This window comes from Arachidicoccus sp. (assembly GCF_050436765.1).
Classification (GTDB): domain Bacteria; phylum Bacteroidota; class Bacteroidia; order Chitinophagales; family Chitinophagaceae; genus Arachidicoccus.
On the sequence record NZ_JBNQGD010000422.1, the window covers coordinates 1 to 10,857 of the forward strand.

10 protein-coding genes are annotated in these 10,857 nt (G+C 36.9%); 5 read left to right on the forward strand and 5 right to left on the reverse strand.

Features of this window, described 5'->3' with window-relative positions; all coding sequences use genetic code 11:
- Positions 1-222 precede the first annotated feature (222 nt).
- Positions 223-1,197 (reverse strand): c-type cytochrome, encoded by a 975-nt coding sequence (locus ACQR30_RS17730; RefSeq protein WP_429737126.1) that lies wholly within the window; start codon positions 1,195-1,197, stop codon positions 223-225.
- A gap of 308 nt (positions 1,198-1,505) precedes the next feature.
- On the opposite strand from ACQR30_RS17730, the gene ACQR30_RS17735 reads away from it, so the two are divergent.
- The 3 genes from ACQR30_RS17735 to ACQR30_RS17745 are packed head-to-tail and all read left to right on the forward strand — an operon-like array spanning position 1,506 to position 3,898.
- Positions 1,506-2,552 carry a nucleoid-associated protein gene (locus ACQR30_RS17735; protein ID WP_429737127.1) on the forward strand — a complete coding sequence of 349 codons (1,047 nt, stop codon included), beginning with the start codon at positions 1,506-1,508 and terminating at the stop codon, positions 2,550-2,552.
- A 27-nt stretch (positions 2,553-2,579) separates the two neighbouring features.
- Complete coding sequence (locus ACQR30_RS17740) at positions 2,580-3,374, forward strand: thymidylate synthase (protein WP_429737128.1); 795 nt, start codon at positions 2,580-2,582, stop codon at positions 3,372-3,374.
- A 26-nt stretch (positions 3,375-3,400) separates the two neighbouring features.
- A complete protein-coding gene (locus ACQR30_RS17745; protein WP_429737129.1) occupies positions 3,401-3,898 on the forward strand; it encodes a dihydrofolate reductase in 498 nt (165 codons plus the stop codon).
- Positions 3,899-3,929: 31 nt separating this feature from the next.
- Here ACQR30_RS17745 and ACQR30_RS17750 read toward each other — a convergent pair whose 3' ends face one another.
- The 4 genes from ACQR30_RS17750 to ACQR30_RS17765 all read right to left on the reverse strand — a co-directional run bounded on the left by ACQR30_RS17750 (position 3,930) and on the right by ACQR30_RS17765 (position 8,759).
- Complete coding sequence (locus ACQR30_RS17750) at positions 3,930-4,646, reverse strand: nucleotidyltransferase family protein (RefSeq protein ID WP_429737130.1); 717 nt, start codon at positions 4,644-4,646, stop codon at positions 3,930-3,932.
- A gap of 326 nt (positions 4,647-4,972) precedes the next feature.
- The gene (gene surE, locus ACQR30_RS17755; protein ID WP_429737131.1) at positions 4,973-5,764 is read right to left on the reverse strand and encodes a 5'/3'-nucleotidase SurE; all 792 of its coding nucleotides are present in this window, start codon (positions 5,762-5,764) and stop codon (positions 4,973-4,975) included.
- A 357-nt stretch (positions 5,765-6,121) separates the two neighbouring features.
- Positions 6,122-6,745, reverse strand: a complete 624-nt coding sequence (locus tag ACQR30_RS17760) for a response regulator (protein ID WP_429737132.1) — start codon at positions 6,743-6,745, stop codon at positions 6,122-6,124.
- Positions 6,738-8,759 carry an ATP-binding protein gene (locus ACQR30_RS17765; protein ID WP_429737133.1) on the reverse strand — a complete coding sequence of 674 codons (2,022 nt, stop codon included), beginning with the start codon at positions 8,757-8,759 and terminating at the stop codon, positions 6,738-6,740. Before ACQR30_RS17765 ends, ACQR30_RS17760 begins: the two co-directional genes overlap by 8 nt.
- Before the next feature lie 799 nt (positions 8,760-9,558).
- Here ACQR30_RS17765 and ACQR30_RS17770 point away from each other — a divergent pair.
- Together ACQR30_RS17770 and ACQR30_RS17775 are read left to right on the forward strand one after the other, a co-directional pair.
- Entirely contained in the window at positions 9,559-10,080 is a 522-nt protein-coding gene (locus ACQR30_RS17770; protein WP_429737134.1) for a hypothetical protein, read from the forward strand.
- A 109-nt stretch (positions 10,081-10,189) separates the two neighbouring features.
- The coding region (locus tag ACQR30_RS17775) for a hypothetical protein (protein ID WP_429737135.1) at positions 10,190-10,857 on the forward strand (668 nt) is incomplete at its 3' end.

Here is a 10,857-nt window from a genome sequence, read left to right on the forward strand (position 1 = left end):
GATTTTTTGCCCTAGTGTGGGAAAAAAATGTCGTTGCAAGCCTGTGCCTTTTTTTGCATAGTCTTTGGACAAGGCGGAAGGGAAAAAATGTAATTCTTATAGCTTATATATTATCAGGGACATTCAAACTTTTGTTCACCGAATGTTCCCTTTTAGATTTGTAAAATTGCCATCACTAATCACTATTGCTAAGCTCGCTCAAATAATAAGAATAAGGTCAGATTATTTCTGTTCATTAGATGCCACGAAATGCACCACTTCATTGTGAATGGGTTTTATGGATCGTAAATAGGCATAAATGGACCTCAGATCAGAAGTATCCATGCCCGCAAGCATTGTCCATGGCATAATGGTATTCACACTATTAGCCGTCATTGCAGGAAGTGCTGATGTATTTTCATAAGCTTTAAATCTTGCAACAAACTCTTCCGCCGTCCAGTTACCTATTCCTGTCGCTTTATCAGGTGTAATATTTGCGGAATTGACTATCCCGTTGGGCATGTGAAAATCCCGTCCACCTCCAAAAGCCAACGCAGCAATCACCTGTCCTTTTTTCACCTGCGTATGACATTCCATACAGGCAGCCGCATTCACTAAATAGGCACCATATTTAATTGTATCTGACTTTGGTGGTTTGGTCACAAAAGAAGCTTTCGTCGGAATCGTATTCACAATAAAATTCATCGGAAAATCTATTTTGTGGTCAGGGGTTTTATTTTCTATAGACGGAAGACTTCTGATATAGGCGATAATATCGTAGATATCCTCTTTATCCATCTTACCGTAATAGAGATAGGGCATTACGGGGAAAAGGGCACTTCCAGATTTATCTTCACCGGTAGTGATAGCCCTGAAAATTTCGCCGTCGGTCCAATTCTTTAAATGAGCAGGGGTGATATTTTTCGAATAAAAAACTCCGGGAAAGCCAACCTTTCGATCAAAAAGCTCTCCCCCTTTTCCTTCAGTACCAATTACCATAGGACCAGAAAATTTACTCCAATCCCGAATAGAATGACAATCCATACATAGCGATACATGACTGGCAAGATACCTGCCATGTTGTATTTGTCGGGCAGTAGAGGCAACATGCAAATCAGGAGCAGCTCCAACATTCGGTAGCGAAAACTTAACATAAGCTAATAGTGCCGCGATGACAACTATTATAACAACAAAAATGCTAATTAAAACCTTTTTCATTTTTATAATTTATTTGACTAAAAATTGAACAAGGTATCTCTCGGTTGGCAGCCTGCTTCCACGAACTTTCTTTCACAAAATGATGGTCTCGAAGTAGCAGTTTTTTCAGCGTTATTTGTAATTAACAATGAATTGAAGAATAAAAATAATCTTTTTTCGGCAATCCAATAGCCTTTTGCCGCGAAAATTTTCTGATAACTGCTTATTTATCAACGACCGATATATGCGTTTCAATACTAATAATCAGCATTTTAAGAATAAAAGGTTTTTCTTCTTAAAATTTTGCTGCGAAAATTTATCTTCGCCGCATGACAGGAATTGACAATGTAAAATTGATGCAGGTAATCGCTCATAAAGTGGGTAATCCAACACGTGGCGAAGCATTAAAGATTTCGCCAAATGCCCTTACCCTTAATGATGTGTTGGTTCAACAATTGCTGACAAAATATTTTTTGACCAATTTTAATGAAAACGAACACTACCGATTTACGCATATCAGCGATTTGGCAATGAATGAAATGTATAATTATGCCGGTCTGCTTTTCGAAGATGGCAAAAATTTTGTACAACATTCTGCATTAGTCGGACAATTTTTATATGCGAAAAGTACCCATGTAAAAGTAAAAGAGGGTGAACTTTATGTGGCCGTTTTTGAAGAGGTTCCATTTGAAAATGATTTTGTAAAAGCGGTGGGCATTTTTAAAAGCGAAACAAAACAGTCTTTCTTAAAAGTTTTCCCACACGGAGACAGTTTGGAGGTAGGACAAGAAGAAGGCATAAATATCAACAAACTCGACAAAGGTTGTCTTATTTTTCAAAGGAACAAAGAAGAGGGTTATATTGTATGCGTGGTTGACAACAGCAATAAACAAAACGATACACATTACTGGATAAACGATTTTTTGCAGATTGCCCCTTATGGCGACGACTACCATCAGACAGACAAATACATTGGGCTTTGCAAGCAATTTTTCACTCAGGAGTATCCTGATAAATTTGAAGTAGCCAAAAGTGATCAAATAGATTTGATGAACCGGTCTTTAGATTATTTTAAAACAAAGGATGCATTTAATTTAAAAGAATTTTCCGAAGAGGTAATCAATCACGAAGAGGTCATTGATAGTTTTATCGAATACAAACGTAATTACGAGCAGGCCAAAAATTTTACAATTGATGAAAATTTTGACATAAATTTAGCTGCCGTTAACAAACAAGCAAAGTCGTTCAAATCGATTTTAAAGCTGGACAAAAATTTTCACGTTTACATTCATGGTCGTAGAGATTTATTAGAAAAAGGCTTCGATGACGTAGCGGGAAAACATTTTTATAAACTATATTTTGATGAAGAAGCCTAATCATTATTCACTTTTCATATTTCAACTATGCAACAATATTTAGAATTGCTCAAACATATAATGGATAACGGTACAAATAAAGAAGACCGCACCAAAACGGGTACACGTAGTGTTTTTGGCTATCAAATGCGTTTTGATTTGCAAAAAGGCTTTCCCATGGTTACCACCAAAAAATTACATTTGAAAAGCATTGTCTATGAATTACTTTGGTTTCTAAAAGGTGACACCAATATTGCTTATTTAAATGAGCACAATGTCTCTATTTGGAACGAATGGGCAAATAAAAATGGTGATCTTGGACCTGTATACGGCAAGCAATGGCGCAGCTGGGAAGGTTCGGATGGCAAGGCCTACGATCAGATAGCAGAAGCAATAAGATTAATCAAAAACAATCCGGACAGCAGGAGAATCATTGTAAATGCATGGAACGTTGCAGACCTACCGAAAATGGCATTAAGTCCTTGCCACGCATTGTTCCAGTTTAATGTAGCCGATGGAAAATTAAGTTGCCAATTATATCAACGCAGCGCCGATGTTTTTTTAGGCGTCCCTTTCAATATTGCTTCTTATGCTTTACTCACCATGATGGTCGCACAAGTTTGCGACTTGCAACCAGGTGAATTTATTCATAGTTTTGGTGATGCACATATCTATAACAATCACTTCGAACAAGTGCAGTTACAACTTTCTCGTAAACCCTTCCCACTACCCACCATGCATTTAAATCCGGAAGTAAAAAATATTTTTGATTTTCAATTTGAAGATTTTACTTTGGAAAATTATCAGGCGCATCCGCACATTAAAGGAAAGGTAGCCATATAAACTATTAACTTTCAACTCTTAGCTTTATGAATATTTCCATGATAGTCGCCGCCGCTGAAAATAATGCCATCGGAAAAAACAATCAGATGCTTTGGCACATGCCCAACGACTTTAAATATTTCAAAAACCAGACTTGGGGAATGCCTATATTGATGGGACGAAGAACCTATCAGGCACTCAAGAGCAAAGCATTGCCAGGTAGATTAAATATCGTGTTGACGCGTGGAAAAGAGTTCAAAGCCGAAGATGTCATTGTCATTAATAAAGTGGAAGATGCTCTTTTTATTGCACAAGAACACGACTATAATGAATTGATGGTCATTGGCGGTGCAGAAATATATAAATTAATGCTACCTAGAGCCAATAAAATTCACCTCACCCGCATACACGCTACCTTTGAAGACGCTGATGCGTTTTTCCCGGAAATAAATGGGAAAGAATGGCAATTATCCTCAAGGCTAGACTATGCAAAGGATGAACAAAACCAGTATGATTATAGTTTCGAAATTTGGGAGAGAAAGTAATGCGACCAATTAAAGTCTAAAGCGGGAGTCATTACTTAAACATGCCTTCCGCTTTTTCTATACTTTTTATATTGCCTACATCCATAAACTTAGCGCCGGAATGATCGTAATATCCAATATTGTGTTTCTTCGACAGATCCAAATACACGTCTACCATTGAAAACTTTCCACGTTGTTTTATCAACGGGAATATTTTAGTATCAATAAAATGAATACCGCTGAAAGCCCGTTGTACCATTGTATCCGAAAACCGGGTAATTTTCTGCTCGCCAGAGTTTACATTTTCCCAGCCACATAAATGTCCATAACCGTTAAATAAAAAATAGCGTGAAGTTGTACGTTTACTTACTGCCAGAGTAGCAATATTTTTTTCTATTTCTTGACGATAAAACAACTTAGTCAAATCAATATTGGATAAAATATCGACGTTCATTAATACAAAATTTTCTTCTGCTTCAAAAAACGGCGCCGCTTTTAATAACCCGCCTCCTGTCTCCAAAACCGCACCGGTTTCATCTGAAAAAGAAATAGTAGAACCCCAACCATTATTTTGCGCAACTATATCCTTAATCTGATCTGCAAAATGATGCACATTCACAATAACTTCTTTAATATCGTATTGTTGTAAATACTCAATATTACGCTGCAATAAAGTTTTTCCGTTTACAACTGCTAATGCTTTAGGATGTTCGTCTGTAAAGGGTTTCAAGCGCGTACCAAGTCCCGCCGCCAGTATCATTGCTTTCATTTTCTAAAAAATTATCTCTCTTCTTTTACAAAAAGTTTCATTAAATCAATTTATAAAAAATTACAGCTAACAAATACAAACAGGTAATTAAAAAAATACCTTTAGCTGTTTGATCTCTTCTCCGGTTAATATAAATTGTAAAAAGTATCACATTCGCCATTAACGAAATACTAGAAACAGCAGTAAGCAAAGATTTATTTTGAAACGCTGCACGCAGAAACTCTAGAATGGAAAACGTGGGAAAATATTTGGCAAAATAATAGATTATCACTCCAACAAAAGGAGCCAATAGTCCTAATAGGAACCCAAATCTTATCGTGTCTTTTTTAAAAATCAAAATGTAGCTTTTTCTCTAAAGTTTCTTTTAATTTGTAGTTGGTTAAGTCGAATTGTACCGGAACAACGCTTACGTAATTATTGGCCAATGCCCACACATCAGCATCTTTCTTCTTATCGAAGTTAACAAATTCACCGGTGAGCCAATAATAATTTTTGCCTGCCGGGTCTTTACGCTCCTCAAAGTCTTCCTCATATTTAGCGTAAGCTTGCCGGCAAACTCTTACCCCTTTTATCAAACTCTCAGGCACTGCCGGAATATTTACATTCAAACAAAAATGTTTGTCTAATTTTTTGCCAATCAATTGTTTCACTAAAAGGCTTGCATATTTTTTCGCTGCACTAAAATCGGCTTCCACCCTGGGATCCAGCAGACTCAAACCAATACTGGGGATTCCTTCAATACTCGCTTCGAGTGCGGCAGACATCGTACCGGAATAAATAACATTGATTGAATGATTGGCGCCGTGGTTAATACCACTCAAACAAATATCAGGCTTTTGGTGCAATACTTTATCTACTGCCAACTTCACACAATCGACAGGTGTGCCGGAACATTGATAGCTTTCTATGCTTTCAAAAATATCAACTTTGTTTAAGCGTAAAGGTTGTCCTATCGTGATAGCGTGGCCCATTCCACTTTGTGGTTTATCGGGCGCAACTACTATTACCTTTCCTAAATCTTTTACGGCCTCTACTAAGGCGCGAATGCCCGGAGCATGTATACCATCATCATTCGTAATGAGTATAATAGCTCGTTCTTTTTTTGTCTTTGAAACCATTGGCGCAAGTTAAAACAAATAATGTAGTCGTTGACAATTGCCTAAAACTTGTTTTCCCGAAACCACGACCTTTAACAAGTGCTCAGCGAAGTCGAGGTGTCCCCAATTCATCTTTAAGCGCTATCATTTTAACAGCATTTCTCACTCTAAGAGGAAGCCGAAAAAGGAGTCCTTGACAAGACCGCCGGCACATCTGGATTCTTGTGAGCTTCCGTCAACATACATGGCACAAATGTTTACGCGATTATGGGCCTATGCGGATCCTTTAACGTGGAATGGCACGGACTTCTGCACGGGTATTTGATGGGAGCGGTCCTGTGTCCGAACCTAGACATATGCCATCCAGCGAAAAAGTCGCTATTTTCCATTCTCTATAGCCCATTTCAATAAAGCATTTTTCCCGGAAGGAATATCCAACTTCTTCATAATATGGCTTCGATGTGTTTCTACCGTTTTTTCGGAAATAAATAAAATAGATGCTATCTCTTTGCTGGATTTCTGTTCGGATATAAGCTGCAGTATTTTCTTTTCAGAAAAAGTGAGACTTTCTAAACCAGCCGGTTCAATCGATCCGGCATTATGGTGCAAACTATCATTGAGTTGCTCGCTAAAATAAATATTTCCATTTTGCACTTCCTCTAAACATTTTTCCATCTCATTCATGGCAAATTCTTTGAGTAAGAAGCCCCTTACACCTAATTGTTTAGCATAGTTAAAAACCGACAATTCGTTTTGCAGTGTAATTAAGACAACTTTAGTGCGCGATTTAGTTTCTGATAGTTTTTTCAAAATTTCCAAACCGGTCATACCAGGCATTGATATATCCAATAAAGCAATAGAAGGCTGTTTTGCCAAAATTTGATTATAGGCTTCAATACCATTATCGCAGGTAGCGGCAACGTTGTACCCTTTTTGCTCTAAATAGGTTTTTATACCAAGTAGAACTACGGGATGATCATCCGCAATTAATATATTAGCCATAAGAAAGAGGGATTTCAATGTTAATAATAGTACCTTTTGAATCCGAAGAAATAGAAGCCTTTCCATTGATGGCTTTACTTCTTTCCAAGATACTTAATAATCCAAAGGCAGAATGACCATTTAAGGTGGCCTGGACATCAAAGCCTTTTCCGTTATCTTGAATAATAACGCCTAGGCCTTTATGTATTTCTGCAATTTGCACTTTAGCCGCCTGAGCCGATGCATATTTAATAATGTTGTTGAGTGCCTCCTGTATAATGCGAAAAAGTTGCAATTCTTTTTCTTTAGAAAGCTCCATATGATATTCGATATCTGTAGCAATAAAAAGCTGTTCCGATTCTGATATCTGATTACAGGTATGCAGAATGCTTTCTTTAAAGCCGATCTGATCCAGCATTACAGGGTGTATGTTTCTGGAAATAGTACGCACTTCATTGATAATTTTATCTATTTTCTCAGGCTCAATCTTAACGCCTACATTTACCTGATTTTTCAACAGCAATAATTCCTGGCTTAATCCATCATGTAAATCACGCGCGATGCGTCCACGTTCTTCTTCCGTCTTGGCTAGTAGACCGGAAGTAAACTGTTGCTGCATCAAAGCTTCCTTTCTTTTTCTTATCAGGCGACCTCGTGTAATAATAAAAGCGGTACCTAGACCCAATACTATTAATAAGGCAAGAAGCATATTACTAAATGCCGCTTTCTTTACGAGCTCCTTTTGCTGCATTTGAATCTTTACTTCTCTGCGCTGGGTCTCATACTTGGTTTGCAGCTCATCCGTAAACTTTTTATTGGCATTACTAGCTAAAATTTTATCTACCGAATCAGATAATATATAGTACTTCAAGGCTTCCGCAGGCCGTTTTTTAATACCAGCAATTTCATATAAACTATAATAACTTGCACGTACATTTATCAAATCACTGTCCTTAACAAATACAAGAATATTTTTTTTTATTTCATCAACCTCTTTACTTACATCTCTTACCTGCGCGTATGCTTTAGTGGCATAAATATTAAATATTCGATACTGTTCATCGCTGCCTATTTCTTTTAGCGGCTGTTTACATAAATCGTAATAATAAATAGATCTTTTAAGCTCCCCACTATCGGCGTATATTTCGCCTAAATTGGAGTATAAAATAATTTCCACACTTGGATTATGTACACCTGCTTTTAATAATTGCAGGGCATTATTGTAAAAGATGAAAGAGGTATCAACTTTTCCAATAGTGGCAAAAGCGCGACCTAAGCTTACGTTCCCGATAAACATAGAAACACTGTCTTTGTGTGCCGTAAAATAGTCTAAACTCTTAAATTCCAATGGTATAGCCTTTACATCTTCATTCATTTGAGAATAAACTACAGCAAGATTACCATAATTGGAAATGATACTAGCGCTATCCTTTATTTTTTCCGCAAGAGCAATCGTCTTAATATAATAACTCGCGGCAGCTTTGAGGTTTCCCATTTGCAGCATAGTCTGGGCGTAAAGACTGTTATATGATCTGGACATTGTATCATCAAACTGCGATCTATAGGCTGCTACCTTTTTTAGCGATTGCAAACCTTGACCGGCTTCTTGATTGATAAACAAGTCATAATATGCCTGCCTAAGCAAAGCCTCTATGGTTATCTGGGGAAACTGGGTATTCGACACACTTTGTTGCCGATAGAAATCTAAAACAGTACTATCGGGATGTGCATAGGCTAAGTAAAATAATTTGGTAAAAACAGGCTTGTAAATAGCCGGGCGAACTTCCTTTGGCACGCGCAAATACAATTGTATTAACTGCTTTACTTTCACAGAAGGATTTTCTTTATTAGAATCTATTACTGTAATACTTTTATTAGTACTATCAAGTAAACTAGTATTCCTAACCAATATAGAATTGACCCTATTATTTTGTTGACAACTAACGAAAGCGAACAGCAAAAAAGACATTATCACATTTTGCAGCATTGATTTTCGCATTAAGTTAATCATTTTATCGGATTGTAATTCTATCATGAATCAACTATCAAAAATTAGATACCGTAATATAACTAGCTCACATTCAATGTGCTAACAGCTCTTTACCCTCTTAAATAATGCTCTGAAAAATAACCTTAAATTCACCTCTTCTAAAATATCAGGGTTATCCCCTATTGTCTATAAAATCTAGCCATCCTACCTTAGCTTAATATTTAAAGGATATAAATCGTATAAATACAAAGTCAATAAGATGTAAAACATTAATAACCAGCCAGCAATTGGTCAAATTTACGCATAATCATCTTATAATCATAATATTAAATTATTAAATGCTAAAATGCCCTTTTAATATTCACAACCCTGAACAACCAACAATGATTTTAAAGGCCCGGAGGTAGTAAGAAAAAATGGAAATCAACCACGACCGCAACCAAAACTTACTCGGATTATATGCTACTACCTCCACCTTATTCTAAGCCCATAACGAGCCATCGCATTCCCCGAAAAAGACTAGGATTTTAAAAAGTAAATGTGCGACAATACAATGTAATAAAATTATCAACAATTTTCATAAAAAATAAAAGCTGTCCGTTTCAAATGCGTTTTTGCCCGTTTAACAGGATTTCTTAATGATAAAAATATAACTCTTTTTATCTTTGTGGCATCAAAACCAACGGAACTAACAGCTTTAAAGTTTAAAGCAACCAACAACAGAACAGAACCAACAACAGAACAGAAACAACAACAGTCTTTTTAACGACCCGATTTTCGACCAACATTTTTATTCTTAAAGATTATTGTTGTTGCATTCAAACCAAACCAAAACAAACCAAAAATGAAAAAGATTTCTTTTTTAGGGGCTGTCGTTATAGCCTTACTATTAGGCAGTAATGTGCAAGCGCAAGCGCAAGTTTCAGGAACAGTTAGCTTAAAGCTAATGCCGGTACAAACTATTGCACTTAATACAGCGGACGTTAACCTTGTTTATTCTACAGCCGCTAGTTATTCCTCAGGCGTAGACTCTACCAGTGCCAACCAACTTACCTGTTTTAGTAGCTCCCCTTTTCAAATAACCGTACAGGCTACAAGTGTTGATGTCAATATGCCTAATGTTACACTTACGCCAAGTGCTGGTAGTTCTGCACTTGGTGGCCTTCCAACTTATGCAGCAGCTTTGGGTGTAAACAACATTTCTTCTGCAACACCATTTATAACATCTACAGTAGGTTCTAACAATGCCAATTTCAAAATTGAGTATAAAGCACCGGTGGTCGACGTGAGTACCAATACTTTGCACAACTCTGCAAGTGGAACAACTTATACCGCACACTTGACTTACACAATTGTACCTCAGTAGTTTTATTTAGTAAGTTGAGGTAGTAATGATATATTTGCACAAGAATATATACAGCACTCCTTATGTGTTCAGCATAAGGAGTTTTTTGTATAATCGTATTTTTATGTATATGCGTAAAAGATTTTCCATAAAATTATCGATATTGCTCAGCATCTTGTTAGTACTCGCATTGACTACATGTCAATGCTGGGGACAGGGAGCTATTTCGGCAAATCCACCAAGACTTTATTATACGCTCATGCCCGGTTCAATGGGTTCTCAGAAAGTACAGTTAAGCAATCCGGGGGATAAGCCGTTAGAAATTGGTGTATCCTTGGGTGATTGGAACTATGATTCTTTGGGCAATAATAAATTATATGAGCAGGGTACACTCAAAACTTCTTGCGCCAATTGGTTACAAATATTTCCCGGTTCTTATTTTACATTAGCGCCAAAAGCTTCTCAAGAATTAACTGTCAATGTAACCATGCCCAAAGATGCCGATACCAGTTTACCGGTTCATACGGCTATGTTATATTTTACACAATTGAATCCGGAAAATAGCGCCAATAAAAAGGGAGCAACTATAAAGATAAGTTTACGTATGGCTATAAAGGTCTATGTAAATTTTGCACTGGATAATTCAAAGGAAATAGAGGTAGAGAACCTGTTTGATATCACAAAAATAGGTTTAGACAAAAAGCCTGTGCGCTATTTGTGCCTGAATTTTAAAAACACAGGCGGACTATGGTTAGAAGGTAGTATCAAATGGCAAATATTAAATGAATCAACCGGTAA

Bases quoted from the DNA above. Each gene is read 5' to 3' on its own strand.
- ACQR30_RS17730 (WP_429737126.1), bottom strand. From the start codon at position 1,197: ATGAAAAAGGTTTTAATTAGCATTTTTGTTGTTATAATAGTTGTCATC.
- ACQR30_RS17735 (WP_429737127.1), top strand. From the start codon at position 1,506: ATGACAGGAATTGACAATGTAAAATTGATGCAGGTAATCGCTCATAAA.
- ACQR30_RS17740 (WP_429737128.1), top strand. From the start codon at position 2,580: ATGCAACAATATTTAGAATTGCTCAAACATATAATGGATAACGGTACA.
- ACQR30_RS17745 (WP_429737129.1), top strand. From the start codon at position 3,401: ATGAATATTTCCATGATAGTCGCCGCCGCTGAAAATAATGCCATCGGA.
- ACQR30_RS17750 (WP_429737130.1), bottom strand. From the start codon at position 4,646: ATGAAAGCAATGATACTGGCGGCGGGACTTGGTACGCGCTTGAAACCC.
- surE (WP_429737131.1), bottom strand. From the start codon at position 5,764: ATGGTTTCAAAGACAAAAAAAGAACGAGCTATTATACTCATTACGAAT.
- ACQR30_RS17760 (WP_429737132.1), bottom strand. From the start codon at position 6,745: ATGGCTAATATATTAATTGCGGATGATCATCCCGTAGTTCTACTTGGT.
- ACQR30_RS17765 (WP_429737133.1), bottom strand. From the start codon at position 8,759: ATGATAGAATTACAATCCGATAAAATGATTAACTTAATGCGAAAATCA.
- ACQR30_RS17770 (WP_429737134.1), top strand. From the start codon at position 9,559: ATGAAAAAGATTTCTTTTTTAGGGGCTGTCGTTATAGCCTTACTATTA.